Raw genomic sequence first — 25,028 nt, forward strand, 5'->3', positions numbered from 1 at the left:
TGCATGACCGAATTACAACTTGAAATCGTCCCATTGGCCGTAGCTTTCGTCCTCTCGTCCATCATCGGCTTTGAACGCGAACTGCGTCACAAGGTTGCTGGCCTTCGTACTCACGCGATGGTCGGTATGGGCGCAGCGGTGATCATGTTGATCAGCAAGTATGGTTTCGACGATATTCTGCGGCCGGGCATGGTGGTGTTGAACCCGGCCCAACTCGCCGGGCAGATCGTGAGCGGAATCGGTTTTCTCGGTGCGGGAATCATCTTCGTCCGGCGCGAAAGTGCCCGGGGGCTCATCACTGCGGCGAGCATCTGGTTGGTGGCAGCGATAGGCATGGCTGCCGGCGCAGGTCTGTACACGTTGGCCGTCGCCGCCACGGTCGGCGATCTGCTCATCACCATTCTCTACACGCCGGTTATCGAACGGCTTCGGGACAATCAGAACGTCTTGAGCGAGATCTCCCTTACCTACGAACAGGGAACCGGCGTGCTGAGGCAGGCGATGAGCGAGCTGACCCGGACCGGATGCACCGTCGAATCGCTAAACGTTACACAAGCAAGTGGCGCATCGACCGATGTCTGCGTGCTGCTCGAAGTCCGTGGCTCGACCCCGGTGGCCGAGGTTGCCAGCAACCTTGCGCAGATACAGGGCGTGGTCGCTGCGCGAACCAGTTCAGCGGCACTCGCTCATTCGGGGCGCTGATCGTGCGTATGCTCCGCTGACAGAATCAGCCGTGCTCAGCGGTGGGCCTTCCGCGGCCCACCGCTTCGGTCAAGACAACGCCGGCGATGATTCCTAACGTCAGGCCAAAACCCAAAACGCTCAGCCTCGCGTCGCCGATGAGGATAGCCAAGCCCACACCAAGCCGGTCAGAGACATGTCGGGAGCCGCAGATGAGACTGGCAAATGGCGATATTTGATGTCGTCATGCGGTTTTGTAACGGCGTTGCTTCCCGCGCGTTGAGGCCCCGTGGCGGGTCGATAGCATCCGCGCATGACATCACTGCCGCCCGACGACGCGCCGCCGACCGAAGACCCAGAGGCTGGCTGGTCGGCGCCGAGCGCCCCCGCCGCCGGGTCCGCTGCGAGTCCGTGGAACCAGCCACCGCCGATGGCGGACCCGTATCAGCAGCCGTCCTATCAGCAGCCGTCCTATCCTCCGACCGGCTACGCGCCCGCTCCGTATGCGCCGCCGGGTTACCCGCCCGTCGGTGGGCCGGGCCAGCCCTATCCATGGAATGGCTATCCGCCGCCGGCGCCGAAAAGCCGGGCTCGGCTGTGGATCTGGCTGACCGCCGCCGCCGTGCTCGTCGTTGCTGTCGTTGTCGCCGTGGCGGCGTCGTCGACGGATCACCACAACAGCGCCTCGGCACCGTTGACGCCCACCGTCGCGGACACCGCCACGACCGGGGTGCTTTACACCTCGACGGCCGGCCGTTTTCGGGCTCGCTTTCCGGTTCAGCCGACAGAGCGTTCCGTCCCCACCACGACGGGTGGGACTCAGATCAACATCGTCGTTGCCGTCGCTAGCAAGCCGTTCGCTGAAGTCGCCAGCGAAACAAGTTCAGCCACAATCCCCGTCGATCAGTATCAGAACACGATGCGGATCGCGCTGACCTCGTTTGCGGCTCCCGGGAATTTCACCATCGACAGCCAGACTGCAACGACGTTCCGGGGACGGCCAGCCCGTACCGGCACATTCACGACCCCGACAGGCGTGCACCTGACTGCCACGGTCTTCTTCTACACCGGAACCCGTCTCTACTACCTCGTCGCCAACCCTGGTCCGAACGCCACGGAACTCGCGGCGTCATTTGTCGCGCTGCCATAAGGCGCGGTTGGCGGCGCTCAGGAGATCATCGGAGAATCTGAACAACGGTGTACAGGGCGAACGCCAGCAGAATCACCGCTCCGACACGTTGTAGTAAGGCGACCGAGATGTAGCGCAGCAGCGTACGTCCGAGGGTGATCGCGAGTAGCGCTGCGGCCCAGAGGCCGAGTACCGCACCGATGCCTACGGCTACCGGGTCGTGGTACTTGGCGGCAAGGTTCGCGGTGAGGATCTGGGTGATGTCTCCCCATTCGCCGAGGAAGATGACTGCGAATGAGGTTGCGAAGGCTGTGAACCGCGGCCCGGCCTTACCCGTGGGCGCGGAGGTGGAAACCACTTCATCGCCCTCGTCCTCAAGATCGTCTTCCTCGTGGCCGGCCGAGTACCACATGTAGGCGGCGCCCCCGAGGAACAGGGCTGCCACGACGCCTTCGAGGATGCGGTGCGGCAGGAGCGTGAGCAGACCACCGGCTGTGACAGCGATGATGACGTGCACAACGAAGGCAGTTGCGACGCCGAGAAATACCCAGCGTGCCTTGAATCGAGTGCCCAGGACGAGCGAAGCGAACATCGACTTGTCGGGCAGTTCGGCGATCAGGATCACCGCGAACACAAGGGGGATCAGTAGGACGTTCACGGGTGGGGCTCCGGTCCGTTGTTCAGGGCCAGGCCGAAGCTTGCCGATTTCGGGGCGACGCTTCGACCCGACACGTTCAGGTGTCGAGGTCGAAGGTCTCGCCCGCCTGGCAACTGCCAGGCTCGATGACCGGGAGTCCGGAGACGCCAGTATGTCGATCATCGATTGGGGGCTACTCCCCTTCGCCTCGCACTATACCGGGGCTACCTCTGCTGCCGGCTCACTGGGGTTTGGTTAACTCCCTTGTCCAGTCAGCGCACTGTCTCTGGAATCGTGATCGCCTCGAACGAAGAGCCGCGCGGCATCGGGCGTACCGTGCCTACGGCATCCCGGGGACTGCGTCGTCCGATGGTTCGAGTCCTTCCCCGGTTCGTGTTGCGGGTTTCGGAACCGAATACCCTTTTGCGATAAGGTTTCTACGTATCGAACTGGGGAAGCTTTTGGAGTTCCTCCGGTGCGAAGCCCTCGATGGTGGTGGACCAGCCGCACCCGCTGCACGTTCCGTCGCTACATTTCGCGACGGAACCGGTCAGACTTACGAGGCAAGTTCCCGAGCCAAGGCAGGTGCAGCCCAGTTGAACGGCGCCGTGGGTTGCCGGGAATCTTCGCAGTACGAAGCCGGGTCCTGGAAAACTGAAGGTGGTGTCGTTGGGTCGGGTGAACCGGTCCCCGAGGTAGGCCTCATCTTGGGTGATGATTATCGCGGTCTGTAGCTCGTCCTTGAGCTTTTCCGCGGTTACCTGTGCTGTGCCGCCGTGGCTGGATGAGGCATGCTCCCTGAACGCGGCCTCGACCTCACCCTCGTCGCCGACAAACATCAGTTTGCAGGACGAATCAGGAATGAGGGTCCGGCACTCAAGGATTCTGATAGCCATGGGTTGCTCCGTAGGCTAGTGGCAAATACCGATGACAATCACTTATACCTCGGGCCTTTCGGGGTCAATATCTGGTTGGACGTAGGCCGTTCTCCACACGCAATTCACAGTTGGCTGACAGCACACGTTCGGCACAGTGAGTCCGACGAGGATTTTGGAGCGCAACAAGGATGGAAGCTACGGCCAGTAACGCAGACTCCGTGGTGGTGATCTACACAGACGGTGCGTGCAAAGGGAACCCCGGCCCGGGCGGATGGGGGGTGTGGCTGCGCAGCGGCGAGCACGAGAAGGAGCTCTCGGGTGGGGACGCGCACACCACCAACCAGCGCATGGAACTGAGCGCTGCTATCAACGGGCTGTCCGCGTTGCGAAAGCCATGCTCGGTAACGCTCTACACCGACAGCAGATACGTGCTGGACGGGATCACCCGCTGGATTCATGGCTGGAAGCGCAACGGTTGGATGACCTCGGGCAAGCAGCCCGTCAAGAACGCCGACTTATGGCAAGCATTGGACGAGGCGGCGGCCCGGCACTCGATCGACTGGCGATGGGTCAAGGGTCATTCCGGCGATATAGGTAATGAACGCGCGGACGCGCTGGCGAACGCGGGCGCCGCCCTGGCCGTCGCCACACCGACATGAGCTAGTTCACGCAGTAGTGGAAGGTGAAACATAGTGGTTGAACCGCCGGCTGGGGCAAGGGAGACACCCGCCTCCGATGCCAGATGGCGTGTCATGGGAACCCGATCGGTCTACGACAGCAGATGGGTTCGCGTTGAGCTGGCTGACGTCGTCTTGCCGTCTGGTGCACGCTTCGAACACCACGTGGTCAGATTGCCATCCGCCGCCATGGTTTTGCTGGTGAGCGCCGACGGTGGCAGCGTGCTCATGACCCGGCGGCATCGGTTCGTGCCAGACATCTGGAATTGGGAACTGCCAGGTGGTCTCATCGAGGACGGTGAGCCGCCGGAAGCCGCGGCAAGGCGAGCTCCTCGAGGAGACGGGATATCGGGCCGATGACATCACTCACCTCGTGACGTTCGAGCCGATGATCGGCACTGTTTCGAGCCCGCATCATGTCTTTCTGGCACGAGGAGCCACGCAGATAGCTGCGCCGACGGAGCAGGACGAGGGGACCTTCGAGTGGGTGAGGGCGGCGGAGCTGCGCAACATCATCGCGACCGGCCAGGTGCACAACTCCGGGACTCTGGTCGGACTGCTCCACTTTCTAGCCTTCGACGAAACTGCGCGCTGAAAACGCTATCTGTGGCATAAGAAAGGATGTTCGCGAGGTGCCCTCGGCGCGAATCGAACGCGCGACGCCCGGCTTAGGAGTCCGGCGCTCTATCCCCTGAGCTACGAGGGCGGGGGAGCAAATGCTCCTTGACAGCTTAGCTTGCGCGACGACCCCAGTTGACCTCGACGGCGGCGGCTACGTGAGACCCGATACCCGCAGGGTCAGGTTCAGGCGGCCGGTAGGCAGACCGATGTCATCGGGCCCAGTCCCCGGCAGGGTGTTGGGAACGCCGTGATAAGCCATCCGAGATTCGCCGCCGAAGACGAACAGATCGCCGGAATCGAGCAGCACATCCGTCCAAGGTCGGCTTCGGTTTTCGGTATTGCCAAATCTGAACCGGCAACTATCACCAAGACTGATCGAAACGACGGGTGCGAGGCTACGCTCCTCCTTGTCCTGATGAAGGCCCATCTTCGCCTCATCGTCATAGAAGTTGACCAGCGCGATGTCGGGCACGTAAGGCTCGTCCAGCCACGTTTCACCTGCGGCCGTAACCGAAACGGCACGCTGACCGAACTCGATCAACCACTCCGGAAAGGGCTTCACTGGTGACCCGTCGGGGGCAGTCTTGCTATACCGATACGGCATCCAGTCCCAACCGAGGCAGACGGTTTGCACTGACATTTGCGAGCCATTCGGCATCTTGGTCGCGCGCATTCCGGCCGGCGGCCGGGACCATTCACGGCAGGCGGAAACGAGGTCGCGCTGGGCCTCGCGACTCAGCCATCCGGGCACGTGTACCGCACCCGGCGCGATCTGAACAACCGTGGACACCCCTCCTGCCTACCATGCGCCCCGCCGCAAGCCGAATCGTGTAACGCTCGGCATCCATACGGTGCCGAGCGTTACACGATTCGGAAAGGGGTGAGGGGTTAGGGGAGGTAGTACATCGGGTTGGGCATCTTGAAGTCCCGATCGGCGAAGCCACCGGACAGGTCTGAGAACTGGTCGCCGAAGTTCGCGACAATGTCATAGCCGAGCGACTCGATGTGCTTTCGGGTCTGGGACTTGTACTCGATCGTGGTGCAAGCTGCCGCGGCACACGTGATGTACGCCGGCTGGCTACCCGCTGCGTACTTCAAGTACAGGTGCGCGGGGTCTGTCGGCACCGTGTAGCCGACCTTGGCCAGGTTGGTTACGGTGCCCGGTCGCTGCGCCTCCGGCCGGCCGGTGATGAAGAAGACCGTGTATCCACGTGAATTCGCCCAGTTGACGAGAGCCGGCATCCCGTACACCTCAGGGAATCGGGCGTCGTTGACGTATTCGGCGTTCGTGGTCGGGTTGTAGGCAAAGGAGGAAAAGATCTCGTAGTTGTACGTGTTCAGCGTCGTGTCATCGATATCGAACACGACCGCCTTTTTGGCCTTTGAACTATGGGAGACGTGCGCAGTTGCCAGATAGCGTTGCGCAATCTTCTCGATGCCGGCAACCTCTTTCGCGTAGTTGCCGGTCTTCGAGGGCACGTGATCGGTCCCGACCAGCGTGTCGTCGTAGTAGGCCTTGATCTCGTTCTCGACCAGCGTGATGTTCGGGATCTGATCAGCGGAGCGAGGTGTAGCACTCGGATTCGGCTGCGGAACTGGGTGATGGCCGCCGGAATTCGCCGACGCTGTTGCGACGCCCGCGAACAACAGGGCGAATACCGCGATCAGTGCGCCGAAGAACAGGGTCCTCTGACGCCTGAAGAGGGCGAGCCGTGGCCGAGAGCCGGGCGCGGTGTTCTGCTGATCCATTTCGGTTCCTTCCATCCGGTGCGGAAACGATGTAAGTCCCCTTAATACCGAATGGGCGTAAATCTGCTGTGATGGACGCCTCAGGCCACGGTGTCCGGCTACCGGCCTCAGGCCACCCTGGTGACTTCGACGACCACGCCAAGGCCGGAGGACTTCGGTCCGGAGTAGATCCCCTTGAGCGGCGTGACGTCGTCATAGTCGCGCCCGCGCGCCACCGCGACATGCTGCTCACCAACCGGCTTACCGTTGGTCGGGTCGTAACCGACCCATTCGCCGTCCCACCATTCGACCCACGCGTGGCTCTCGCCGGCGACGACCTCGCCGATCGCCGCGTTGGCGTTGGGGTGCAGATACCCAGAGACATACCGCGCCGGCAGGCCGAGGGAACGCAGCATCGCTAGCGCGACGTGCGCGAAGTCCTGGCAGACCCCTTTGCGCTCCTGCCAGGCCTCGAGGCCCGAGGTGTGCACCCCGGTTGCCCCCAGCCGGTATTCCATCTCCGAACGCACCGTCTCGACGCAGGCGATCGCGGCCAATCCGGGTGGGAGAGGTCCGGCTGGCCCCTGCGCCACCCGGTGAGCGAGCTCGGCTAGCTCGTCGGCCGGATCGGTGCGTCGGGTGTACGCCAGCCATTCGGCGTACGGGTCACGCACCAACTCGTTCTCCAGATCCGACCAGGCCAGATCGCCGGAGACGCCTTGTCGAAGAAAGGTTTCCACCACGCTGGTCGCGGTCACGACCAATTCGTCGTGCGGTGTGTGGATGTCGAATGAGGTCACCTGAGTGCCCCAATAATCGCGGTAGCGGTACGCGCTGGCGGCGGGCGTTATCTCCACCCGTGATTCCAAGGTGGTCTGGCTCGGATCGGTCAACGGGGTCATGCGAGCCTCATTGAAGGACGAGACAACCTCGCCGTCATAAGAGAATCCGGTGCGATGTTGAACTCTGACGCGCCACATCTCAGGCTCCCTTTCCAACCCATTGGATAACTGCATGCGGAAAATACCGGGTTCCGATGGCTGAGGTCGCCTCCGCACATGCGGACTGAATGGATTCCAGATACCCCGGTAGATCCGACAACATCTCATCCACCCCACGGAACTCAAGCCCGGTACGCGCTCTGCCGAGCAGCCGCCGAGCGGCGTCCTCGGTACCCACCCGGCCGTCGCCGCCGCGGTCGAGCAGGCCGACCCGGTCCTCTGCGCGTGACAATGCAAAGAACATCGAACGTGGGAAGAGCCGGTCCAGCAGGAGAAACTCTGCCGCAGTCCGGTCGCTCACCCGGCCTCGGTAGGTCCGCAGATAGGCCTCGTTCGCTCCGCAGGCCCGCAGCAGAGTCGTCCAGTTCGGTCCGGATGCGCCGCCGGCTACCCGGGTCGTGATCAGCCGAGCCGTCATATCTACCCGTTCGATGCTCCGTCCGAGATCGAGGAAGATCCAGCTTTCGTCGCGGCTCATGGTCGAATCGGCGACGCCGTTGGCCAAGGCACTACGCTCGCGGACCCACTGGAAGAACCGATGTGGCCCGACCCGTTCCGCCCGTCGCCGCTGTTCGGATAGCTCGAGAAACGTGAGATTGAGCGCCTCCCACATCTCCGACGAGACCGAGTCGCGGGCACTGCGAGCGTTCACCCTTGCTGCAGAAAGCGATCCCGTGATCGAACTGGTTGCCTGCCGTTCGTAGGCGAGCTGCTGCAGCACCTCGCGCACGCCGACCCGACTGCCGTCGGTGGGCATCGGCCGCCCCATGACGTCGAACAGCGTCTTACAGGCCTCGTCCTCGACCGAGGCATCCTCGAGAACCTGCTGCAGGTAGATGTCGAGGATCCGGGCAGTGTCATCAGCGCGCTCGATGTACCGGCCGATCCAGAACAGCGATTCGGCGATCCGGCTCAGCATCGCGATCTCCTCACTGTTGCTGTTGTTGTTGATCCTGCATGGCCATCGGCCCGGGGTCTGGGCTGCGCATGCTCACCTGTGGTGCCAACGTCCGCAGGCCGTCGGCGTCGACAACCGCTTCCACGGGTCGGTCCAGATCAGCTGTATCGGCATCGAAGGTCGGGTAGCGACGGGGAAGGTCCAAGACGAGCGTGTCCTTGGATCCGCCGCCCTGACTGGAGTTGACCACCAAGGATCCCTCGGGGAGCGCCACCCTCGTAAGGCCGCCCGGCAGTACCCACACGTCATCGCCGTCGCTCACTGCGAACGGTCGGAGGTCGACATGTCGCGGCGCGATCTTGTCACCGATGACCGTGGGCACGGTCGACAGGTGTACGACCTGCTGCGCGATCCAGCCACGCGGGTCGGCGATGACCTTGGCCCGTAGCTCGTCCAGCTCCGCCTTGCTCGCTTGCGGGCCGATCACGATTCCCTTGCCGCCGGAACCGTCGACCGGTTTGAGCACGAGTTCATCCAGCCGGTCGATCACCTCGGCCAAGTCGTTGGGTTGTTCCAACCGGAAGGTGTCCACGTTGTCGATCAGCGGCTCTTCGTTGAGGTAGTACCGGACGAAATCGGGCACGTAGGTGTAAAGCAGTTTGTCGTCGGCCACCCCGTTGCCCACGGCATTCGCGATCGTCACGTTGCCCGCTCGTGCGGCAGTCATGAGTCCGGGGCAGCCCAGAACGGAGTTCGGGATGAAATGCACCGGGTCGAGAAACGCGTCGTCGACCCTTCGGTAGATGACGTCTACCCGTCGCTCCCCGGAGGTGGTGCGCATCCGGACCGTGTTGTTCGAGCAGACCAAATCGCGGCCTTCGACCAATTCGACCCCCATCGTCCTGGCGAGAAGGGTGTGTTCGAAGTAGGCGGCGTTGTACGAGCCTGGGGTGAGCAGCACGATCGTAGGGTCGCTGACACCACGCGGAGCGGCCTTCCGCAGCGCCTGTAGGAGCTTGGCGGGGTAGTCGGAGACGGTGCGTGCGCGGACGCCGGAGAACAACTCCGGTAAGGCCTGCATCGTCGCTCGGCGGTTCTCCAGGACGTAGCTGACGCCGGAGGGTATCCGGACGTTGTCTTCCAGCACCCGGAACTTGCCTTGCTCGTCACGGATGAGGTCGATTCCCGCTACGTGGATTCGGACACCGTTGACTGGCTCGATGCCGTAGGCGTGACGCTCGAAGTACTTGGACGTGATCAGCACCCGCTGCGGTACCACGCCGTCCTCGACGACCCGGCGCTCGCCATAGACATCGGTAAGGAAGGCCTCGAGTGCCTTGACGCGCTGTGCGACGCCGCGGGAGACAACGTCCCATTCGGCGGCCTCGATGATGCGTGGAATCAGATCGGTGGGGAAGGGGCTCTCGACGCCGCCGACGTCGAACGTGACGCCCCGGTCCAGAAACGAGCGAGCCAAACCCTCGGCGCGGGCCTTCAACTCGTCCGCGTCCAGCGCCTGAACGGCAGCAATCACCGCGTCATAGGCGGGCCGGGTGACGCCAGTGCTGGCGAACATCTCGTCCCATGCGCGACCGAACGAATAGTCGGAGAAGAGATCGGCCACGCCCGCACCGTATGGAGTAGACGTTTCAAAGGCGTTAACGCTGTTAATTGCGGCGTCCGGCGCGGGTTCGATCGAAGGCGACAATCGTCTCTCCAGCTCTCTCGGGTGTGCACAGCCTAGGCGGTCGGCTGAGCCGTAGGCTGCAGTGTGTGGAACTGACGCATATCGACGCCTCCGGCGCGGCCCGGATGGTGGACGTCTCCGCCAAAGAGATCACGGCTCGGGAGGCAGTCGCCTTCGGCCGGTTCCAAACCACGCCTGAGGTGATCGCGTTGCTGCGCCGGGACGGCCTGCCCAAGGGTGACGCGCTCGCTGTCGCCCGCATCGCGGGTATCGCAGCTGCGAAACGGACTCCGGACCTGGTGCCGCTGTGTCATCCGGTCGCGATACACGGCGTGACCGTAGATTTGGTGGTGCTCGATACAAGCGTCGAGATAACGGCAACGGTGCGGACGGCGGACCGTACCGGGGTCGAGATGGAGGCGCTGACCTGTGTGGCCGTTGCCGGTTTAGCCCTGTATGACATGGTCAAAGCTGTCGATCGGAGTGCTGAACTGGGCTCGATCCGCCTGGTGCACAAGAGCGGTGGGCGCCGCGGCACCTGGGACCGGCCATGACCGCGCTGACGGCAGCTGTCATCACATGTTCGAATCGATCGGCGTCTGGGGAGCGCGCGGACACCTCAGGCACCCTGCTCGCCGACACCCTCCGCGACTGGGGATTCTCGATCGTGGCCAAGCTTGTGGTGCCAGACGAGATTCTGCTTATCCAGAAAGCCTTCCGCAATGTGTGCAGTGACGGCGCACGGCTCATCATCAGCACCGGTGGTACCGGTCTTAGCCCGACGGACGTCACGCCCGACGCAGTAACCCCTTTGCTGGATCGCCTGATACCGGGCATCGCCGAGCGAATCCGGTTGGCCAACGCGGATGCGGTTCCGACCGCGGTGCTTTCACGTGGCGTTGCCGGCACGATTGGGCAAAGCCTCGTAGTCACCCTGCCAGGTTCGCCGGGCGGCGTTCGGGATGGACTCGCAGTCCTGGAGCCGTTGGTGCACCACGTTCTCGATCAGCTCGCCGGAGGCGACCATCGGCCCGGGGGTGGCATGTGACTCGGCCGACAGGTTCTCCCGATGTTGCGCCTGGCGAAAAGGTACGCATCGCCGAGGTCGTCGAGCATGTGCTCGACGTGGATGCGCACTCGGCGGCTGTCCGCGATCGAGGCGCCGGTGCGGATGTCACCTTCTGTGGCGTGGTCCGTGACCATGACCACGGCCGTCAGGTGGTCGAACTCGAGTACTCGTCCTATCCCACCGCGGCGGCGATCATTCGTGCGGTTGCCGAGGAGATTGCCTCAGACCCAGCGGTTATCGCCGTCGCGGTGAGTCATCGGATCGGTCAGCTCAAGATCGGCGAGGTAGCCCTGGTTGCGTCGGTGACGGCCGCGCATCGCAAGGAGGCGTTCGAAAGTTGCGCGCGCTTGGTCGACGAGGTCAAGCGGCGACTGCCCATCTGGAAGCGCCAGTTGTTCACCGATGGCACCGACGAGTGGGTCAACTGCCCCTGATGGTCATCGGCCGCCCGCGAAGGGCGGCAAGATGTCGACCGTCGCACCGGCCATGAGGATGGTGTCCGGCTGGGCAGCAACGCCATCGACGAGCACCGAGCTGGCCTGGAGAATGGCGGTCAACTTGGGCCGCGAACCGAGGGTCTTCAGTAGTTCACCCAAGGTCGCGGCCCTGAGGTGTTCGGAGTCCAGGCCGGCCGCCCGGCGCGCGCCAGCCCAATACCGGACGGTGACCTCGGATTCCACCCTCAGCTGGTCAACTTGTCGTCGGCAGCGCTGGAGACATCGTCTGCCTTGTCTTTCACAGCGTCAGCTGCGCTGCCAACGGTGTCAGCAGCACTCTCGGTGACGGTAGCGGCAGTGTCGGTGACCGTCGGCGCGGCATCCGGCACGGTCGGCGCAGGCGGACTTGCCGGTGACGCCTCAGACGCCTTTGCCGCGACGTGGTGCACCTTTCCCTGAACGGTGTCAATCTTGTCGGTGAAGCGCCCGCCGGTGGCCTTGTCGATCCCGCCGGCAGCCTTGTCGAAGCCAGAAGCGACGGCTGGTGCCGCCTTGCCAGCCAATTCGGTGGCCTTGTCCTTGGCCTCTGCGGCGAGCGGACCTGCCTTCTCCTTGGCTTGCTCCGCGAGCGGAGCGGCCTTGGTCTTTGCCTGGTCGAACAAATCCTTGACCTTGTCGAACAATGCCATCGCTGAACAGCCTCCTCTTGGTAATACGTTCGCACCGGGCACACTGGAGGAATGCCAGCGACCCCACGCAGAGACCACGGCGTCGACTCTGACGCCGGTCCCACTGAACTTGCGGAACAGTCTCCATCATCGTCGGCAACGACCACTCGCCGCCACCCGTCCGACGAAGTGCTGCCCTCGATAACCTCCGACGAGCGGGAGACGGGCTGGGGAGACGAGCCCGGCGGTTACAGCGACGAGTGGTACGAATCGCAACGACCGCCCCACCACGGGTAGTGAACCGCCCGCTCGCGGAGGTCTCTGAGGCTTAGGTCGCGTTCTGAGGCCCAGGTCGGGTTCTGAGGCCCACGTCGGGTTCTGAGGCTCAGGTCGGGTTCTGAGGCGTCGGTCCGGCGGTGCCGTCGGTTGGTCGCGCGCCAAGCGCATCGCGAATCTGCCGGAGAAGCAGGACGTCCTCTGGCACGGCTTCGGGCTCTGGCTCCTGCCCGCGGGCCCGCAGCGCTTGCATCCTTTCCATCGGGAGGACGAAGACGAAGTACACGATGGCTGCCGTTATGGCGAACGTGATCAGGGCGTTGATGATCGCCGAAAAGTTGATGAAGGTGGATGCTTTCAGAGCGCCGCCGCGGAGCGAGAAGCCCCAGCCGTTGACCGATGCGCCCGGGAAGGCATTCAGTACCGGTGTGATGATCGCGTCGACGAAGCTCTTTACGACTGCGGCGAACGCGGTGCCGATCACCACCGCAATGGCGAGATCGACGATATTGCCCTTCATCAGGAATTCCTTGAAGCCCCTGAGCATGAATGCCTCCCACGTTTGTCAGCGTTCGTGATGCTTTGCGCATTACGACGTCGGCCTAAGGGTAGCCAGAACAGTGCCAGATGCCTGATTTGCCAGGCGCGAAGCCGTTGCTCGTTCTGTCGCGATCACGATCGTCATTCCGGCTTGACTCGTCGGTTCGGAAGGGGGCAGTACGGCCAGCACTCGGACGGCCGACGCGATCTCTCGGCCGCCCTGAGCATTGGTGAGTGGCTTGCCGTTGGCCAGCAGCGAGGGATCGGCGCCCGCATAGAGGTCGATCGTTGCCCCCGCGGCCAAGATCGTTGCCTGCGCACGATCCGGCAGCGTGACGGTCACCGCCACCTGACCCGCACTCAGCGCGGCCGAGACCGATACGTCGAGCATCCGGCTGGTGGTCACGGGTTCTCGCGCGGACATGGCGGCGCCGACCGGCCGCCCGACCGCGGCCGAGAGCGAGTGCAGGGCGTCGGCCGGCGTGAGGTCGACGGGCCAGTGCGCGAGCTGCAGATCGGCCGCGCTCAGCACGGTGCCCGCTGCGACGTGGCGAGCGGCGATCACCACGTCGGAGCTGGCAACAGCCGAACTCTGTCGGTGGCTCGACAGAAAGGTCAGTGCGGCGAGCGCGACGCAAGCCGCTGCGGCGAGCCGGCGCGGCCACCCTCCGAGGAAGTAGAGAAACGACTCAACGCGAACGGGCGAACTGGGCATGCCTCAAAGATGCCGCGGAGCGGACCTGGTGGAGGACTGAACGGACTCAGCTGTGGACAAAGACCTCGGTCTGTGGACACAGCCCCGGATCCGCGGCGTCCCAGCGATCAGATCTCGGCGATCAGATGTCGGCGATCAGATCCGGCGATCAGGTAGACGCGGCGGCCTTGGAGCTCGAACTGCTGGCAGACGTCTTCGAGCTGCCGCCTGAGCCATTCGAACCGCTCGAGCCACTTGATCCATTCGAACTAGACCCACCCGAGCCTGATCCAGAACCGCTCGAACTCGACCCGTTCGACGAGCCCGCGCCGGCCGGTACCTTCGTCGAACTGGCCGTGTCCGATTTGCTGTCGGCTTTCGAGGCGCTGTCAGAGCTGGAGCCCGACTCGGACTTCGAGTCGGACCCGGAGGCGGAGGCAGAGGATGAGACCTTGGCGTCGCGGCTGTCGTTTCGGTAGAACCCGGAGCCCTTGAAGACCACGCCGACCGAGCCGTAAACCTTGCGAACCCGCAGCCCGCACACCGGGCAGTCGGTCAACGACGGGTCAGAGAACGCCTGAAACTGCTCGAACTCGTTGCCGCAGTCGGGGTTCGTACAGGCGTATTGATAGGTCGGCATTACAGCGAGTCCCTCCGCTGAGACAAAAACAATCGGTCAAAAAAGATCCAGCCAGGCCAGACTATTAGCACTCTGGCGTCATGACTGCTAACAATGGTGCGGCATGTGATGTTCCGGCACGCATCCGGGTGGCCGAACATGGCGTGATTTCGAGCTTTCGCCGCGATAGCGCCGGCATCTAGGCCACGCGAAATCGAGGTAGTCAGCCCGAAACCGCGGCCAAGTCCACCCAACCGGACGGGGTGAGGGCGGCAGTCACCGGGCGGTCCCAATCATCGGTTGGCACCTCGTCCAGAATCTCGCCGTCGAACAGTACGGCCGCAATTGCAACGCCCGCGCCGGCTCGTGCAAGGGCGCGATCATAGGATCCCCCGCCGCGGCCCAACCGATTACCGGCGGCATCCACAGCGAAGGCTGGCACCAGTATGAGCTCGGCCGTAGTGATGGCGTCCATCCCGAGGGGCAGCCGTGCCTGCCGCGTGAAGGTCCACACACCCCAGTCGAGATCGTTGTCAGGCTGGGTCATCGGGACGATCACCTCGTAGCCGCCGCGGGTCAGCTCGGCAAGCAGCTCAATGGAACCGGGTTCGGTGCTCATCGGCTCGTACGCGGCGATCCGAGCGCCCGGCCCAGGCCCGAGTTGTGATAACCGACTCGCGAGGACGCGTCGGATTCCGGCGCGGGCGACGTCTCGCTCCGCCTCGGATCTGGCTTTGCGCGCCGCGCTGGCCAACCCGCGTACATCGGTCTTTAACGTCACTTGGCTAGTGTGCCGCTATGGCAAACCCTCATATCAGCGGAACCGGTATTCGAGCTCGTAAAGCGGTCATTCCGGCGGCGGGCCTTGGCACCCGGTTTGCCCCCGCTACCAAGGCCGTTCCCAAGGAGCTGCTGCCAGTCGTCGACATCCCGGCGCTGGAGTACATAGTGGCCGAAGCAGCTCGCGAGCAATTGCGCGACGTATTGATCATCACAGCTCGCGGCAAGAACGCGATCGAGGAACACTTTGACGCGGCGCCCGAAATCGAAGCCGCCCTGGAGAAGAAGGGTGACACCGAGCGTCTTGCCCGGGTTCGTCGCTCGACCGAGCTGGCACGGATTCACTTCACCCGGCAGCGGGTCGCTCGCGGATTGGGCGATGCGGTCGCCCACGCCGAGGCCTTCGCCGGAGACGAATCGTTCGCAGTCCTGTTAGGCGATGACATCATCGACGAGCGTGATCCATTGCTCAGCAAGATGCTGGACGTCCAGGCGGAGCGGGGCGGCATCGTGGTCGGCCTGATCGAGGTCGAGGGACGCTTCATTTCTCTCTACGGCAGTATCAAGCCCGCGGGCGACATCGTCGACGGGGTTATCCCGATCGAAACGCTGATCGAGAAGCCCAAACCGGAAGAAGCGCTCTCCAATCTCGCTGTGATCGGGCGTTACGTGCTACCTCCGGGGATCTTCGACGCACTGCGTCGTACGGAACTCGGTAAGCGTGGCGAGCTCGAGCTCACCGACGCGATGCGGACCCTGGGGCAAGATGGGGTACCTATCCATGGAGTCGTTTTCTCGGGACGGCGATACGACACCGGCGACCGGCAGGACTACCTCCGGGCGGTCGTCCGGTTGGCGGTTGAGCATCCCGAGTTGGGGGCCGATTTCAGCGACTGGCTTGTCGACTTTGCGAAGGGTCTGAAATAGCTCGATCAAATCGACACCCGTCAGCCGCGACGAACAGTAGGAGTGCGCACGAGTGACCGACAACAACCCTGATTCGCCGACTGAAACGATCGGCCGCGTTGGAGCCGACGACGGCGCGGGGGAGCCCGGTCAACCGAACCAAGAGGATCAGACGAGTGAGGCCGGGCCGGGTGCACTGCGCTCGGTGTCTGAGCAGCTGGCAAACGTGCTGAACAACATCGGCTCGATCGATCCGATCCAGCTGGCGGTGCTCGACGCGCAGGGCCTGTTGCTCGCCGAACAGATCATCACCGATAGGCCGTTGCCAGGCTTCGACAATGCGGCGATGGATGGCTACGCGGTGCGCGCCATCGACGTCCAGCAGGCCAGCTACGACAAACCGACGGTGCTACCGGTCGTTGGCGATGCGATTGCCGGCGCGCGCTCGGTTTCAGGTATGGGTCCGGGGCTTTGCATGCGGATCATGACGGGAGCCCCGATACCGCCTGGCTCGGACGCCGTCATTCCGCTCGAAGACACCGATCGCGGGGTGGCACGGGTGGCGATCCGGCGGCCGATGCGCAGCGGAGAAGGCGTACGTCGTGCCGGCGAGGATCTGGCCGCCGGGGCGCTGGCGCTTGGTCCCGGCGCGGCGCTCGGCCCGCAACAGATCGGGCTGCTGGCAGCGACCGGTCATGATCGCGTCCTCGTCCGCCCCCGACCGCGGATCGTCATCATTTCCACCGGTTCTGAACTGGTCGACGTGAACAAGCGACCTGAGATCGGCCAGGTTTCGGATGCGACTCCTACATGCTGGCGGCTGCCGCTCGGGATGCGGGCGCTGACGCCTATCGGGTCGGCATCATTCCCGACGATCACGCCCGGTTGCTGGACGTCCTCGACTCGCAACTGCTTCGTTCTGACGTGATCATCACGACCGGCGGCGTCAGCGTCGGTGCGTATGACGTCGTGAAAGAAGCCCTCGGCCAGATCGGTACGGTCGAATTCACCGCCGTGGCCATGGAGCCAGGCATGCAACAGGGCTTCGGCTACCTCGGTCGTGACCGAACTCCGATTTTCTGCCTGCCGGGCAACCCCGTGTCGGCACTCGTGTCGTTCGAGGTGTTCGTTCGGCCAGCAATCCGCAAACTGCTCGGCAAACGCAACGTCCAACGCCAGAACCTGCAGGCGATTGCGTTGGAGCGAATGGAGAGTCCGGACGGCCTGCGCCAATATCGACGAGGTCTGCTGCATCGTGAGCCGGATGGTCGGTACTCGGTTTCGCTGATCGGTGGCCAGGGTTCGCATCTCATAGCGTCAATGGCGGCGTCGAACTGCCTGGTCATAATCGAAGAAGAGGTCACCGAGGTCGTGCCGGGGTCGCGGGTGACCGTGCTGCCGTTGATGTTGGCCCAGCGATGACCCTCAACTGAGACCAGGGATGTCGACGATGCATCCAGGATGGCCCGCCATACTTGTCGCAGGTCCGGTGACGGTTAGGCCGCCACACCGGCGGGATGCGCGCGAGTGGAGCCGCATCCGGCTGGCCAACGAAGCCTGGCTGACGCAATGGGAACCGACGTCCAGCCAACCGTGGGCGGTACGCAATTCGGTGCGCGAATTCCACCGATCGCTGTCTCGAATGCGCGCCGCTGCTCGAATGGGCTCGATGCTGCCGTTCGTCGTCTGTTACGGCGATCACCTGGTCGGGCAGATGAACGTTTCCAACGTCAATCACGGCGCGATGCGTTCATGTTCGGTCGGGTATTGGGTCGATTCTGCGGTCGCCGGGCGTGGTGTCACACCGACAGCGTTGGCTTTGGTCCTCGATCACTGCTTGACCGAGGCGCGATTGCATCGGGTCGAGGTAGACATCCGGCCGGAGAACGGTCCGAGCTTGCGGGTCGTGGAGAAACTCGGACTGCGCCGCGAGGCGTACTACGAGCGGTTCCTCGATATCGGCGGCGATTGGCGAGATCACATCGGCTTCGCGGTCACCGCCGAGGAAGTTCGTTCGGCCACAATGTTGTCCCGGCTGCCGGCGTTGCCACCACCGCCGCATTCCTAGCTGATCAACTCTGCGGGAACGATCATGGCCACGCGATGGCCCAACCTTCAACCGATACTTGATGTTGACACTCGGCGCGCCTGCGGCGCTGACGTCCCCCTCAGCCCTAGCGTGGCGGTGACATTGTTACGGATGTGACGGGAGATGCGATGTTATCGCCAATGATGACGGTGGTGGTGCTGGCCGTCCTCTGGTTGGTCGTCGTGATTCCCATGATCATCCAGAAGCTCGACGACCGAGCGGGGGAGCGGTCGGCGGCCAGGTTTTCCGGCGCCATGCGAGCTCTGGCCACCCGCAGATCGCTCGGCGCGCTTGCCCGACCAGTCGCTCGTGACGAACCCAATTCGGACGCGCGTGGCACGTCGCGTCCGGCCACTCGTCCACAAGTTTTCGTTCCAGGCGCACCCGCGAGCGTGACTGCAGCCGCTCGCCGCCCGGTGCCCGCTGCCATGGAGGCCGTTATGTACCCAGATCGCGTTGCCAAAGCCGACTTGTCAGAGGCAAGGCGCCAGATGATGGCCCGCCGCCGCCGCTCACTCATTCTGTTGATTCTTGGAACCATCGTCGGCTTGCTATGGGGCGTTGCCGCGGGCGGCATGCTCGCCTGGGGTGTCGGCGTGGTGTTCGCGCTGTCGCTCGGTGGCTACCTGTCATTCCTGCGTAGCCAGGCGTTGCGCGACCGGGACCGTCGTGAATCGCGTCTGAATCGCTCTGGACTGGCGACGAACCATTCCTACGACATGACCGAAGAGATCCCGGCGTACTACGACTCCGAGACCGTCGTTCGCATCGACGATGATGACGTGGCCTTGCACGGCATCGCTGACACGGTCGATCTGACTGGGCTCTACCAAGAGGAAGAGTTCGACGAGCGCGCAATGCGTCGGGCGGTGTGACGACGCCGAGGGTCACAGCTCGGGCGGTGTGACGACGCCGAGGGTCACAGCGTCGGGCGGTGTGACGACGCCGAGGGTCACAGCGTCGGGCGGTGTGACGACGCCGAGGGTCACAGCGTCGGGCGATCAGAGCGACTGGTAACCTTCACTGCTGGTTGGGGGCTGTGGCGCAGTCTGGTAGCGCACCTCGTTCGCATCGAGGGGGTCAGGAGTTCAAATCTCCTCAGCTCCACCAAAACTCAGCTCTATCCGCCCTCAGTCCTAAGCCGTCCGCGTGCGACGTGTTCACGTACCGCGGGGATCGTTTCAGCGGCGAAGCGTTCGAGTACGTCCGGGTCGTCGCTGGCCAGGATGAAGATGCTGACACCGTCCTCGACGGCCAGCTGGGCCAGTGCCTCCGGAGTTTGCTGGCCCGCGAAGATGTTGAGTAGACGGGTGATCTCGCGCGGGTCACGGCCCGCGGCCCGGGCGGCATCGTCGATGATCGCGTTTCCCTTTGACACGCCACCCGGCTCCATGACCGGCAGCGACGGCAGCCAACCGTCGGCCTTGCGTCCCACCAAGCCTTGCATCTTCGGCTTGTGGGCGCCGAGCCAGATCGGGATCTCGTGTGCGGGTGCCGGTCCGCGCTCGGCGCCGTGAATCTGATAGAACTCGCCGTCAACATCCACGCCGCCGGGCCCGTCGGCATCCCAGACCTCGCGGATGATGTCGATTGCCTCGCCCAGTGCCGCAACGCCCTGGAGCGGGGTCAGCCGCCGGCCGCCCATCGCCTGCACGGCATCCCAGAAGAAGCCGGCTCCGAGTCCGAGGCTCATCCGTCCACCGGAGAGTAGGTCGAGACTGGCCGCCGCGCGGGCGAGCACGGCGGGGGGCTGACGCAGCGGCAGGTTCAGCACGTTGCCGGACACCCCGATGCGCTCGGTCCGCGCGGCCACCCAGGCCAGCAGAGTCCAGGTATCGAGAAAGCTCGACTGGTAGGGATGGTCCTGGAAGGTGACGAAGTCGAAGCCGAGCCGCTCACTGAGCTGCGCCAACTCGACCGGACGGCTCGGCGGGGAGTTGGTGGGACCGATGAATGTTGCGAAACGCAGGGGATGACCGTAATCAGGCATCGATGTCTCTTTCAGCCGTTCGTTCGTGGTTAGCCGCGACGCGACGTCGTTGCGTACAGCGTGTCGTCAGAGGACCTTGGCGCCTAGGGCGATGTCGAAGCCGGCACCGTGGTTGGCCACGCCCACCAGGAGGATGCCGGCCCATTCGAGGGCGTGGGCCATCTCGAGCGGGCCGGCGTCGAGTGCCCGCATGTCCAAGCTCTCCAGGAACGCCGAGACACGTGTCTTGGCCTCGACGTCGTCACCGGCGAAGAACGCGTCCAGGGGCTTGTCTTCAGCGATGACGCCGCCGAAGATCGTGTTGAATGCCTTGACGACGTGCGCACTCTCGGGGGCGACAGCCGCGATCTGCTGGGACACCGAGTTGCCCGGGGTCGTCACTACGCCACTTGCGTCGGCGTTGAACGGGTTGGTGATGTCGACGAGGATTTTGCCGGCCAGAGCGTCGCCGTAGTGCGTGACCACGTCAACCGCGCCGGCGTACAGCACCGCGAGGAAGACGATGTCACCCGTCGGCCGGGCGCCGAACCTGCCGACGGTGGCGCCGTGGCCGATCTGGTCGGCTAGTGCCTGAGCCTTGGCGGGGTCGCGGCTCATGAGCTCGATGGTGTGGCCGTGCTTGGCCGCCCGGGTGCCGATGGCGTTGGCCATGTTGCCCGAGCCGATGATGCTGATGCTGGTCATGATGGGTGCTCCTTTGTTGTGGATGGATCAGTTGGTGGTGACGGTGTTGCCGGGGCTGATCGGTTGCGTCGTTGCGCCACCGCCCAGGTGCGTCTCAGAAAAGGCCGCTGATCTCGTCGAGGGGCTCGGGCTGGCCGGACTCCTGGTGGAGCCGGGTGCCGCCGCGGATCAGGGCGCCGCAGATGACGGCGCCCGCCCAGAAGAGGCCGGCGGTCCACCAGTAGCCGATGGTGAATCCGTGCACGGTGGCGCTGACGACGGCGGTGCTGCCGTGGTCGGTTAGGTAGTGGCTGGTGGCGGTGGCGACGAAGGTGCTGATGACGGCGACGCCGAGCGCCGCGCCGAGCTGCTGGGCGACGTTGTTGACCGCGCCCGCTGTACCCGCGTCACGCGGGTCGACACCCTGTTGCCCGGCCGCGACCGCCGAGACGATCGCCGACCCGATACCGGCCCCGACCAGGATCAGCCCGGGCAGCACCCAGGCCGCGTAGGAACTGCCCGCGTCGGCCTGGGTGAGCAGCGCGGCCCCGGCCCCGCTGATGAGCAGACCGGTGACGGTGATGACCCGCATGCTCAGGTGCCGGACCAGCACGCCTTGGGTCAGCGTGGCGACCACGACGACCGCCACCATCATCGGCAGGAACGCGACACCGGTCTTGATCGGCGAGTAGTGCAGCACGTCCTGGAAGTAGTAGGTCAAGAACAGGAACAGCGCGAACACGCCACCCTGTCCCAGCAAGAGTGTCAGGTAGGCGGCACCGCGGTTGCGGTCGGCCAACACGCGCAGCGGGATGAGCGGGTGGCGGTCGACTTTCTGAAGCACGACGAAGCCGACCAGCAGGAGAGCGCCGGCGATCAGCGGGATCAGGGTGGCTGGCGAGTTCCAGCCGTCGGTCTGGGCCTTGGCGGAGCCGAAGACCACCCCGAAAATCGCTGCCGCGCCGAGGATCGTGCTCGGTACCGAGAGCTTGGGCTTGTCGGGCTCGGTGGAGTTGTGCAGCAGCGCGAGGCCGCCGATGATGCCAACGATCGCGAACACGATGTTGACGTACATGCACCAGCGCCAGTTCACATAGTCGGTCAGCAACCCACCGAGCATCAGGCCGAGCGCCGCGCTGCTCCCGGCGACGGCGCCGAAGATCCCGAACGCCTTGTTCAGTTCCTTCATGTCGGTAAAGATCACCGTGATCAGCGACAGCGCCGCCGGCGCGAGCAGCGCGGCGAACCCACCCTGAACGGCCCGGGCGGCGATCAGCGTGGCGATGTTCGGCGCCGCGCCGCCAACAGCGGAGGCAACCGCGAACCCCACCAATCCGACGATGAACATCGTCTTACGCCCGTGCGCGTCGGCCAGCCGACCCCCGAGCGGGAGCAAACTGCCGAAGACCAGCAAGTAGGCAGTGACGACCCACGGTCGCGCGGCGTTGGAGAAGCCGAGGTCGGCCTGCGCCGAGGGCAGTGCAACGTTCACGACGGTCGCATCGAGCAGGATCATGATCTGGGCGATGAGAATGACGCCCAGAGCCATCCACCGTCGCTCGTAGTGGGGATTGGGGGGAGCGGTCGATCGCGATTCGATGGCATCCATCGTTGCTGAGGCGCCCGCGCCCCTGGAGGGCTCGTTACTGCTCATCTGCTTCGCTCCTCGTACGGTCAAGTCGGAGCACCAAGATGAGGTACCCCTCCGGTATCGATCGTAGACCTAACCTGAGGGGTGCCTCATCCTATTCCGGAGGGGAGCCTCAATTTTGATCGGAGTTGGTTAACCGCTCGATCCTGGACTCGCGAGCGGCAGATAAACGGAGGCTGTCCTCGGTATCGTTGGTAGAATGGGCGAAGTGAGCGCGAGCGAGGTTGAGCAGATGCGCAGGCCCCTGCGCCGTGACGCCCGGGAGCACCGCGCGAAGCTCCTCGCGGCGGCGCAGCGCGAGTTCGCCGCACGCGGCGTGGATGCCTCGCTGGAGAAGATCGCGCGCGACGCCGGCGTCGCCATCGGCACTTTGTATCGCCACTTCCCAACGCGCCTGGACCTGCTCATGGCCGCCTTCCAGCCTCGGCTCGAGGAGTTCCTCGATGGAGCCACGAAGGCCTTGGAGATCGACGATCCGTGGGACGGGTTCGTCTCCTACTTGGAGAACCTGTTCCGCGTGCAGGCAGGAGACCGGGGGTTCAACGACTTCCTCTCCCGCCGCTTCACCGACAACGCCGAGACCGAGCGCATCCACGACCAGATGTGCCTACAAATCGGGGACGTGCTCGCCCGAGCTCAAGATGCCGGCGCGGCTCGCCCCGATATCACTCTGGCCGACGTCGTCAACCTCATCTGGTCCCTCGGCCCGATTATCGACGCCACCAGCACCACGGCGCCCAACGCCTGGCGGCGCAACCTCTACCTCATGCTCGACGCCTACCGCGCCGAGCGGGCCCATCCGCTCCCCGAGCCGCCGATGACGGACCAGCAGCTCTACGACGCCATGGTTCATCTCAGCAAGGGGAAGTAGGGCTGAGGGTTCTATTCAGCGTCTGGTCTGATACCTGGTCAGGAGCACACCGTCGGGAAACGTCCGGGTCTCCACCAGGTTCAGGTTCACCCAGTTGTCCAGGGCCGTGAAGAACGGCGTGCCGCCGCCTACCAAGACCGGTGCGGTGAGCAGCACGTACTCGTCGATCAGCCCGGCCCGCATGGCCGTCGCGGCGAGGGTGGCGCCGCCGACGTCCATAGGGTCGCCATCCTCAGTCTTGAGCCGGGTGATCTCGGTGACAGCGTCGCCGGTGACCAGGCGCGCGTTCCAGTCGACCGCGCTGGTCGTCGAGGAGAACACCACCTTCGGCATGTCCCGCCACCGGCGGGCGTACTCGATCTCGGCCGGTGTGGCGCCAGGCTGCTGGTCGGCGGTCGGCCAGTGGGAGCTCATCGTCTGCCACAGCCTGCGCCCGTACAGCGCCAGGCCCGTCGTCCCCACCCGATCAGACCACCACTGGAACAGCTCGTCGCTCGGCACGCTCCAGCCGAGGTCGTCGCCGGGCGCTGCGATGTAGCCGTCCAGGCTCAGGTTCATGCCAAACGTCAGTTTCCGCATGGCATTAGCCTCGCGTGAGTCGGTATTCCGCGTACAGACCAACACACCTGGAAAATTCACCGGTCAGACCACACCGAGGGCCGTTGACGACCGCGCCAAGCAAATGTTGCATACGGAAAGCAACGATGACTGATCCGCGCGTCCATGGTCCGTGGGTCAATCGCTGAACCTCGTCGGAGAAGGAGCACCACATGAAGTACCGATTGCTAGGACGGACCGGAGTCTCGGTCAGCCCGCTGTGCCTGGGCATGATGATGTTCGGGCCGTGGGGCAACGACGACCGGGCCGACGCCATCCGGATCATTCATCACGGTCTCGACGCCGGGATCAACTTCGTCGACACCGCCGATGTCTACTCCGGCGGAGTGTCGGAAGAGATCGTCGGCGAGGCGCTGCAGGGACGTCGCGACGATGTTGTTCTTGCGACGAAATTCTTCATGCCGATGGACGACCGGCCCAACCACCGCGGCGGCTCCCGGAAGTGGATCATCTCCGAGGTCGAGAACTCGCTGCGCCGCCTGAAGACGGATTACATCGACCTGTACCAGGTGCACCGCCCAAGCCCGACGACCGACGTCGAGGAGACCCTGGGCGCGCTGACCGACCTCGTGCACCAGGGCAAGGTCCGTTACATCGGGTCGTCCTCGTACTCGGCCAGCCAGATCGTCGAGGCGCAGTGGGCGTCCCGCGAACGGAATCTGGCTCGGTTCGTCACCGAGCAGCCGCCGTACTCGATCCTCGTTCGCGGAATCGAGGAAGACGTGCTCCCGACGACACAGCGCTACGGCATGGGAACCCTCGTCTACAGCCCACTGTCTGGCGGCTGGCTCACCGGTCGGTGGCGCAAAGGCGCTCCCGGCGTCCCGACATCGGCCGCACGTCCGAGCGCTCGCTTCGACATGAGCACGCCGGCGAACCAGCGCAAGCTCGACGTCGTCGAAGAGCTCGCGGTGCTGGCGGAGCAAGCCGGAATGACGTTGATCGAACTGGCTCTTGCGTGGGCGATGAATCACCCAGGCGTGACTTCCGCGATCATCGGCCCCCGGACCATGGAGCAACTCCAATCGCAGCTGCCATCGGCGAACGTCACCTTGACCACGGAGATTCTGGATCGCATCGATGAGCTCGTGGCGCCCGGCGTGACGATCAACCCTGAGGACAACAGCTACGGCGCCGTCGAACTAAGGCCTGCCGCCCGTCGACGCTAGACACCTAGAGCCAGCGGGCCGTCAATCCCGTCCGGCCTCAAGCCGTCGGTG

General features: G+C 64.3%; 31 protein-coding genes, 2 tRNA genes and 2 pseudogenes. 17 read left to right on the forward strand and 18 right to left on the reverse strand.

Annotated features, from left to right (window positions below):
* The first annotated feature begins 3 nt into the window (after positions 1–3).
* Both ACSMXN_RS03295 and ACSMXN_RS03300 read left to right on the forward strand, forming a co-directional pair.
* Entirely contained in the window at positions 4–702 is a 699-nt protein-coding gene (locus tag ACSMXN_RS03295; RefSeq protein WP_027139812.1) for an MgtC/SapB family protein, read from the forward strand.
* A gap of 292 nt (positions 703–994) precedes the next feature.
* A complete protein-coding gene (locus tag ACSMXN_RS03300; protein WP_022914812.1) occupies positions 995–1,831 on the forward strand; it encodes a hypothetical protein in 837 nt (278 codons plus the stop codon).
* A 25-nt stretch (positions 1,832–1,856) separates the two neighbouring features.
* Here ACSMXN_RS03300 and ACSMXN_RS03305 read toward each other — a convergent pair whose 3' ends face one another.
* Both ACSMXN_RS03305 and ACSMXN_RS03310 read right to left on the reverse strand, forming a co-directional pair.
* Entirely contained in the window at positions 1,857–2,468 is a 612-nt protein-coding gene (locus tag ACSMXN_RS03305) for a TMEM165/GDT1 family protein (protein WP_022914811.1), read from the reverse strand.
* Between the two features lie 416 nt (positions 2,469–2,884).
* Positions 2,885–3,343 carry a DUF1059 domain-containing protein gene (locus ACSMXN_RS03310; RefSeq protein ID WP_022914810.1) on the reverse strand — a complete coding sequence of 153 codons (459 nt, stop codon included), beginning with the start codon at positions 3,341–3,343 and terminating at the stop codon, positions 2,885–2,887.
* 170 nt (positions 3,344–3,513) lie between these two features.
* Here ACSMXN_RS03310 and rnhA point away from each other — a divergent pair, with 170 nt between their 5' ends.
* From rnhA to ACSMXN_RS03325, 3 genes are all read left to right on the forward strand, one after another.
* Positions 3,514–3,984: a ribonuclease HI gene (gene rnhA / locus ACSMXN_RS03315; RefSeq protein WP_022914809.1), complete on the forward strand. Its 471-nt coding sequence runs from the start codon at positions 3,514–3,516 to the stop codon at positions 3,982–3,984.
* Positions 3,985–4,230: 246 nt separating this feature from the next.
* Positions 4,231–4,362: an NUDIX hydrolase gene (locus tag ACSMXN_RS03320; protein WP_455407764.1), complete on the forward strand. Its 132-nt coding sequence runs from the start codon at positions 4,231–4,233 to the stop codon at positions 4,360–4,362.
* Complete coding sequence (locus tag ACSMXN_RS03325) at positions 4,301–4,597, forward strand: NUDIX hydrolase (RefSeq protein WP_196811405.1); 297 nt, start codon at positions 4,301–4,303, stop codon at positions 4,595–4,597. Before ACSMXN_RS03320 ends, ACSMXN_RS03325 begins: the two co-directional genes overlap by 62 nt.
* Before the next feature lie 38 nt (positions 4,598–4,635).
* Here ACSMXN_RS03325 and ACSMXN_RS03330 read toward each other — a convergent pair.
* From ACSMXN_RS03330 to ACSMXN_RS03355, 6 genes are all read right to left on the reverse strand, one after another.
* Positions 4,636–4,708 (reverse strand) — tRNA-Arg (locus ACSMXN_RS03330).
* 66 nt (positions 4,709–4,774) lie between these two features.
* Complete coding sequence (locus tag ACSMXN_RS03335) at positions 4,775–5,413, reverse strand: alpha-ketoglutarate-dependent dioxygenase AlkB (protein WP_022914808.1); 639 nt, start codon at positions 5,411–5,413, stop codon at positions 4,775–4,777.
* Between the two features lie 98 nt (positions 5,414–5,511).
* Positions 5,512–6,372 carry an HAD family acid phosphatase gene (locus ACSMXN_RS03340; RefSeq protein ID WP_081649290.1) on the reverse strand — a complete coding sequence of 287 codons (861 nt, stop codon included), beginning with the start codon at positions 6,370–6,372 and terminating at the stop codon, positions 5,512–5,514.
* A gap of 107 nt (positions 6,373–6,479) precedes the next feature.
* Positions 6,480–7,331 carry a transglutaminase-like domain-containing protein gene (locus ACSMXN_RS03345; protein ID WP_022914806.1) on the reverse strand — a complete coding sequence of 284 codons (852 nt, stop codon included), beginning with the start codon at positions 7,329–7,331 and terminating at the stop codon, positions 6,480–6,482.
* Position 7,332: 1 nt separating this feature from the next.
* Positions 7,333–8,271: an alpha-E domain-containing protein gene (locus tag ACSMXN_RS03350; RefSeq protein ID WP_022914805.1), complete on the reverse strand. Its 939-nt coding sequence runs from the start codon at positions 8,269–8,271 to the stop codon at positions 7,333–7,335.
* 10 nt (positions 8,272–8,281) lie between these two features.
* Positions 8,282–9,874, reverse strand: a complete 1,593-nt coding sequence (locus ACSMXN_RS03355) for a circularly permuted type 2 ATP-grasp protein (protein WP_022914804.1) — start codon at positions 9,872–9,874, stop codon at positions 8,282–8,284.
* Between the two features lie 188 nt (positions 9,875–10,062).
* Here ACSMXN_RS03355 and moaC point away from each other — a divergent pair, with 188 nt between their 5' ends.
* From moaC to ACSMXN_RS03370, 3 genes are read left to right on the forward strand one after another with little or no spacing between them, the layout of a single operon-like run.
* Entirely contained in the window at positions 10,063–10,491 is a 429-nt protein-coding gene (gene moaC / locus ACSMXN_RS03360) for a cyclic pyranopterin monophosphate synthase MoaC (RefSeq protein WP_051148999.1), read from the forward strand.
* The gene (locus ACSMXN_RS03365; RefSeq protein WP_035944419.1) at positions 10,488–10,985 is read left to right on the forward strand and encodes a MogA/MoaB family molybdenum cofactor biosynthesis protein; all 498 of its coding nucleotides are present in this window, start codon (positions 10,488–10,490) and stop codon (positions 10,983–10,985) included. The genes moaC and ACSMXN_RS03365 overlap by 4 nt, the downstream gene beginning before the upstream one ends.
* Positions 10,982–11,440 (forward strand): molybdopterin synthase catalytic subunit, encoded by a 459-nt coding sequence (locus ACSMXN_RS03370; protein ID WP_022914803.1) that lies wholly within the window; start codon positions 10,982–10,984, stop codon positions 11,438–11,440. Before ACSMXN_RS03365 ends, ACSMXN_RS03370 begins: the two co-directional genes overlap by 4 nt.
* A gap of 3 nt (positions 11,441–11,443) precedes the next feature.
* Here ACSMXN_RS03370 and ACSMXN_RS03375 read toward each other — a convergent pair whose 3' ends face one another.
* Both ACSMXN_RS03375 and ACSMXN_RS03380 read right to left on the reverse strand, forming a co-directional pair.
* Positions 11,444–11,686 (reverse strand): MoaD/ThiS family protein, encoded by a 243-nt coding sequence (locus ACSMXN_RS03375; protein ID WP_022914802.1) that lies wholly within the window; start codon positions 11,684–11,686, stop codon positions 11,444–11,446.
* Positions 11,687–11,688: 2 nt separating this feature from the next.
* The gene (locus tag ACSMXN_RS03380) at positions 11,689–12,132 is read right to left on the reverse strand and encodes an antitoxin (RefSeq protein WP_022914801.1); all 444 of its coding nucleotides are present in this window, start codon (positions 12,130–12,132) and stop codon (positions 11,689–11,691) included.
* A 51-nt stretch (positions 12,133–12,183) separates the two neighbouring features.
* On the opposite strand from ACSMXN_RS03380, the gene ACSMXN_RS03385 reads away from it, so the two are divergent.
* A complete protein-coding gene (locus tag ACSMXN_RS03385; RefSeq protein ID WP_155958501.1) occupies positions 12,184–12,408 on the forward strand; it encodes a hypothetical protein in 225 nt (74 codons plus the stop codon).
* An 88-nt stretch (positions 12,409–12,496) separates the two neighbouring features.
* Here the strand turns inward: ACSMXN_RS03385 and mscL are convergent, their stop codons facing one another.
* Both mscL and ACSMXN_RS03395 read right to left on the reverse strand, forming a co-directional pair.
* On the reverse strand, positions 12,497–12,934 hold the full coding sequence (mscL, locus tag ACSMXN_RS03390; protein WP_022914800.1) for a large conductance mechanosensitive channel protein MscL: 438 nt from the start codon (positions 12,932–12,934) through the stop codon (positions 12,497–12,499).
* Between the two features lie 42 nt (positions 12,935–12,976).
* Positions 12,977–13,642: an SAF domain-containing protein gene (locus ACSMXN_RS03395; RefSeq protein WP_022914799.1), complete on the reverse strand. Its 666-nt coding sequence runs from the start codon at positions 13,640–13,642 to the stop codon at positions 12,977–12,979.
* Positions 13,643–13,767: 125 nt separating this feature from the next.
* Between ACSMXN_RS03395 and ACSMXN_RS03400 the strand changes: the two genes are divergently transcribed.
* Positions 13,768–14,100 carry a hypothetical protein gene (locus ACSMXN_RS03400; protein WP_051148994.1) on the forward strand — a complete coding sequence of 111 codons (333 nt, stop codon included), beginning with the start codon at positions 13,768–13,770 and terminating at the stop codon, positions 14,098–14,100.
* 14 nt (positions 14,101–14,114) lie between these two features.
* Here the strand turns inward: ACSMXN_RS03400 and ACSMXN_RS03405 are convergent.
* Both ACSMXN_RS03405 and ACSMXN_RS03410 read right to left on the reverse strand, forming a co-directional pair.
* Positions 14,115–14,261, reverse strand: a pseudogene (locus tag ACSMXN_RS03405) (FmdB family zinc ribbon protein); the annotation flags it as partial.
* 202 nt (positions 14,262–14,463) lie between these two features.
* Positions 14,464–15,021, reverse strand: a complete 558-nt coding sequence (locus ACSMXN_RS03410) for a 5-formyltetrahydrofolate cyclo-ligase (RefSeq protein WP_022914797.1) — start codon at positions 15,019–15,021, stop codon at positions 14,464–14,466.
* A gap of 17 nt (positions 15,022–15,038) precedes the next feature.
* On the opposite strand from ACSMXN_RS03410, the gene ACSMXN_RS03415 reads away from it, so the two are divergent.
* The 5 genes and pseudogenes from ACSMXN_RS03415 to ACSMXN_RS03435 all read left to right on the forward strand — a co-directional run bounded on the left by ACSMXN_RS03415 (position 15,039) and on the right by ACSMXN_RS03435 (position 19,125).
* The gene (locus tag ACSMXN_RS03415; RefSeq protein ID WP_022914796.1) at positions 15,039–15,947 is read left to right on the forward strand and encodes a UTP--glucose-1-phosphate uridylyltransferase; all 909 of its coding nucleotides are present in this window, start codon (positions 15,039–15,041) and stop codon (positions 15,945–15,947) included.
* A 175-nt stretch (positions 15,948–16,122) separates the two neighbouring features.
* Positions 16,123–17,348: pseudogene (glp, locus tag ACSMXN_RS03420) on the forward strand (molybdotransferase-like divisome protein Glp).
* Between the two features lie 28 nt (positions 17,349–17,376).
* Entirely contained in the window at positions 17,377–17,994 is a 618-nt protein-coding gene (locus tag ACSMXN_RS03425; protein WP_155958500.1) for a GNAT family N-acetyltransferase, read from the forward strand.
* Positions 17,995–18,143: 149 nt separating this feature from the next.
* Complete coding sequence (locus ACSMXN_RS03430; protein ID WP_155958499.1) at positions 18,144–18,890, forward strand: hypothetical protein; 747 nt, start codon at positions 18,144–18,146, stop codon at positions 18,888–18,890.
* A 158-nt stretch (positions 18,891–19,048) separates the two neighbouring features.
* Positions 19,049–19,125: transfer RNA gene (locus ACSMXN_RS03435), tRNA-Ala, on the forward strand.
* Positions 19,126–19,135: 10 nt separating this feature from the next.
* Here ACSMXN_RS03435 and ACSMXN_RS03440 read toward each other — a convergent pair.
* From ACSMXN_RS03440 to ACSMXN_RS03450, 3 genes are all read right to left on the reverse strand, one after another.
* Entirely contained in the window at positions 19,136–20,005 is an 870-nt protein-coding gene (locus ACSMXN_RS03440) for an LLM class flavin-dependent oxidoreductase (RefSeq protein WP_022916072.1), read from the reverse strand.
* A gap of 66 nt (positions 20,006–20,071) precedes the next feature.
* Positions 20,072–20,689 carry an NAD(P)-binding domain-containing protein gene (locus ACSMXN_RS03445; RefSeq protein ID WP_022916071.1) on the reverse strand — a complete coding sequence of 206 codons (618 nt, stop codon included), beginning with the start codon at positions 20,687–20,689 and terminating at the stop codon, positions 20,072–20,074.
* A gap of 94 nt (positions 20,690–20,783) precedes the next feature.
* The gene (locus ACSMXN_RS03450; protein WP_022916070.1) at positions 20,784–22,277 is read right to left on the reverse strand and encodes an MFS transporter; all 1,494 of its coding nucleotides are present in this window, start codon (positions 22,275–22,277) and stop codon (positions 20,784–20,786) included.
* 241 nt (positions 22,278–22,518) lie between these two features.
* Between ACSMXN_RS03450 and ACSMXN_RS03455 the strand changes: the two genes are divergently transcribed.
* Positions 22,519–23,190 (forward strand): SbtR family transcriptional regulator, encoded by a 672-nt coding sequence (locus ACSMXN_RS03455; protein WP_022916069.1) that lies wholly within the window; start codon positions 22,519–22,521, stop codon positions 23,188–23,190.
* 15 nt (positions 23,191–23,205) lie between these two features.
* On the opposite strand, the gene ACSMXN_RS03460 is transcribed toward ACSMXN_RS03455, so the two are convergent.
* On the reverse strand, positions 23,206–23,769 hold the full coding sequence (locus ACSMXN_RS03460) for a dihydrofolate reductase family protein (protein WP_022916068.1): 564 nt from the start codon (positions 23,767–23,769) through the stop codon (positions 23,206–23,208).
* A gap of 191 nt (positions 23,770–23,960) precedes the next feature.
* On the opposite strand from ACSMXN_RS03460, the gene ACSMXN_RS03465 reads away from it, so the two are divergent.
* On the forward strand, positions 23,961–24,977 hold the full coding sequence (locus ACSMXN_RS03465; RefSeq protein ID WP_022916067.1) for an aldo/keto reductase: 1,017 nt from the start codon (positions 23,961–23,963) through the stop codon (positions 24,975–24,977).
* The last annotated feature ends 51 nt before the right edge of the window (positions 24,978–25,028 follow it).

Source organism: Parajatrophihabitans canadensis (genome assembly GCF_053764775.1).

Excerpts from the sequence above, each read along its gene's own strand:
- ACSMXN_RS03425 (WP_155958500.1), top strand. The coding sequence starts at position 17,377 with ATGCATCCAGGATGGCCCGCCATACTTGTCGCAGGTCCGGTGACGGTT.
- ACSMXN_RS03345 (WP_022914806.1), bottom strand. The coding sequence starts at position 7,331 with ATGTGGCGCGTCAGAGTTCAACATCGCACCGGATTCTCTTATGACGGC.
- ACSMXN_RS03300 (WP_022914812.1), top strand. The coding sequence starts at position 995 with ATGACATCACTGCCGCCCGACGACGCGCCGCCGACCGAAGACCCAGAG.
- ACSMXN_RS03465 (WP_022916067.1), top strand. The coding sequence starts at position 23,961 with ATGAAGTACCGATTGCTAGGACGGACCGGAGTCTCGGTCAGCCCGCTG.
- ACSMXN_RS03365 (WP_035944419.1), top strand. The coding sequence starts at position 10,488 with ATGACCGCGCTGACGGCAGCTGTCATCACATGTTCGAATCGATCGGCG.
- ACSMXN_RS03460 (WP_022916068.1), bottom strand. The coding sequence starts at position 23,769 with ATGCGGAAACTGACGTTTGGCATGAACCTGAGCCTGGACGGCTACATC.
- ACSMXN_RS03295 (WP_027139812.1), top strand. The coding sequence starts at position 4 with ATGACCGAATTACAACTTGAAATCGTCCCATTGGCCGTAGCTTTCGTC.
- ACSMXN_RS03310 (WP_022914810.1), bottom strand. The coding sequence starts at position 3,343 with ATGGCTATCAGAATCCTTGAGTGCCGGACCCTCATTCCTGATTCGTCC.
- ACSMXN_RS03350 (WP_022914805.1), bottom strand. The coding sequence starts at position 8,271 with ATGCTGAGCCGGATCGCCGAATCGCTGTTCTGGATCGGCCGGTACATC.
- rnhA (WP_022914809.1), top strand. The coding sequence starts at position 3,514 with ATGGAAGCTACGGCCAGTAACGCAGACTCCGTGGTGGTGATCTACACA.
- ACSMXN_RS03320 (WP_455407764.1), top strand. The coding sequence starts at position 4,231 with ATGACCCGGCGGCATCGGTTCGTGCCAGACATCTGGAATTGGGAACTG.
- mscL (WP_022914800.1), bottom strand. The coding sequence starts at position 12,934 with ATGCTCAGGGGCTTCAAGGAATTCCTGATGAAGGGCAATATCGTCGAT.
- ACSMXN_RS03440 (WP_022916072.1), bottom strand. The coding sequence starts at position 20,005 with ATGCCTGATTACGGTCATCCCCTGCGTTTCGCAACATTCATCGGTCCC.
- ACSMXN_RS03385 (WP_155958501.1), top strand. The coding sequence starts at position 12,184 with ATGCCAGCGACCCCACGCAGAGACCACGGCGTCGACTCTGACGCCGGT.
- moaC (WP_051148999.1), top strand. The coding sequence starts at position 10,063 with ATGGTGGACGTCTCCGCCAAAGAGATCACGGCTCGGGAGGCAGTCGCC.
- ACSMXN_RS03450 (WP_022916070.1), bottom strand. The coding sequence starts at position 22,277 with ATGGATGCCATCGAATCGCGATCGACCGCTCCCCCCAATCCCCACTAC.
- ACSMXN_RS03340 (WP_081649290.1), bottom strand. The coding sequence starts at position 6,372 with ATGGATCAGCAGAACACCGCGCCCGGCTCTCGGCCACGGCTCGCCCTC.
- ACSMXN_RS03455 (WP_022916069.1), top strand. The coding sequence starts at position 22,519 with ATGGGCGAAGTGAGCGCGAGCGAGGTTGAGCAGATGCGCAGGCCCCTG.
- ACSMXN_RS03400 (WP_051148994.1), top strand. The coding sequence starts at position 13,768 with ATGTCGGCGATCAGATCCGGCGATCAGGTAGACGCGGCGGCCTTGGAG.
- ACSMXN_RS03395 (WP_022914799.1), bottom strand. The coding sequence starts at position 13,642 with ATGCCCAGTTCGCCCGTTCGCGTTGAGTCGTTTCTCTACTTCCTCGGA.
- ACSMXN_RS03380 (WP_022914801.1), bottom strand. The coding sequence starts at position 12,132 with ATGGCATTGTTCGACAAGGTCAAGGATTTGTTCGACCAGGCAAAGACC.
- ACSMXN_RS03415 (WP_022914796.1), top strand. The coding sequence starts at position 15,039 with ATGGCAAACCCTCATATCAGCGGAACCGGTATTCGAGCTCGTAAAGCG.
- ACSMXN_RS03445 (WP_022916071.1), bottom strand. The coding sequence starts at position 20,689 with ATGACCAGCATCAGCATCATCGGCTCGGGCAACATGGCCAACGCCATC.
- ACSMXN_RS03430 (WP_155958499.1), top strand. The coding sequence starts at position 18,144 with ATGTTATCGCCAATGATGACGGTGGTGGTGCTGGCCGTCCTCTGGTTG.